At 62.5% G+C, this 873-nt stretch carries 1 protein-coding gene and 1 pseudogene; one reads left to right on the top strand and one right to left on the bottom strand.

Annotated elements, in window-relative coordinates; genetic code table 11:
• Nucleotides 1–103 (bottom strand): annotated as a pseudogene (locus ACFFNA_RS39210) (IS66 family transposase); the annotation flags it as partial.
• 218 nt (nt 104–321) lie between these two features.
• On the opposite strand from ACFFNA_RS39210, the gene ACFFNA_RS39205 reads away from it, so the two are divergent.
• Nucleotides 322–873: tyrosine-type recombinase/integrase (locus ACFFNA_RS39205; RefSeq protein ID WP_378925646.1), on the top strand; the 552-nt coding region annotated here is incomplete at its 3' end.

Raw genomic sequence — 873 nt, 5'->3', positions numbered from 1 at the left:
CCTCGACCTTCCACAATTCGGTCATGGCGGTGATCGTTGCCGTCGCGGCCTGTGAGGTCCCGCTGATGTGCAGATCGTAAAACTTGCGCCGCAGATGCGCCCAGCTTGCGTCAGGCAAGCCCCGGAACGGGGGATGAACAAGAAAGGAGGTGAGAATCGAGTAGAAACCGTTCGCAGCGATCCAGCGGGTTCAACGCCCGTCCGGCAAAGGCGCGCAGCCCGCCAGCCGGAAGCGAGTCTTGCATGGGTGGCGGCAACGTCATTCGTGAAGCGTAGACGGCGGGTGATAAAGCGGCGGGGTATGCTGCTGGCTTGGAACCGATGCTGCTGCCGGAGGCCGAACGTGTTGCCGCCATTCCGAGGAAACGCACGCAGCCGGCGGCCACTTATTATCTCGAACGCGACGAGGTCGAACGACTCTTCGACGGACTGCCGCGCGACGGGAGGCTGGCCCCTCGCGACAAGACGCTTCTCATGTTCCTGTACAATACTGGCGCTCGCGCTGCGGAAGTTGTCGGACTGACCGTCGATCAGTTGGTTTTAACCTCCTCGCCGCGGGTAAACCTGCACGGAAAGGGTGATAAGTGGCGGACCTGCCCGTGGCCAGAGACCGCTCGCCTACTTGGCCGGATGTTGAGCGATCGACGCCCACCCGCCATGCCGACAAGTCCGGTCTTCCTCAGCAATGTTGGCAAGCCGCTTCCCCGCAATCCCGACGGCGTTCCGAGAGGTTCGCCGCCGCAATGCAAACCGGTCGTTTCTTTCTCTCCGCACGGTGCCGCTCACAGGTCTTGCTTTGCCGGCATTGCGATCGGGGTCAGCGCTTCTGTGGTTCTGACTGCGCCCATGAAGCCCGCCGTGACAGTCTGCGTG

The sequence above is a fragment of the Mesorhizobium kowhaii genome, from assembly GCF_042431665.1.
GTDB lineage: Bacteria > Pseudomonadota > Alphaproteobacteria > Rhizobiales > Rhizobiaceae > Mesorhizobium > Mesorhizobium kowhaii.
The sequence above is the reverse complement of the archived record's forward strand: the minus strand, read 5'-3'. Positions and strand labels throughout refer to the sequence as shown.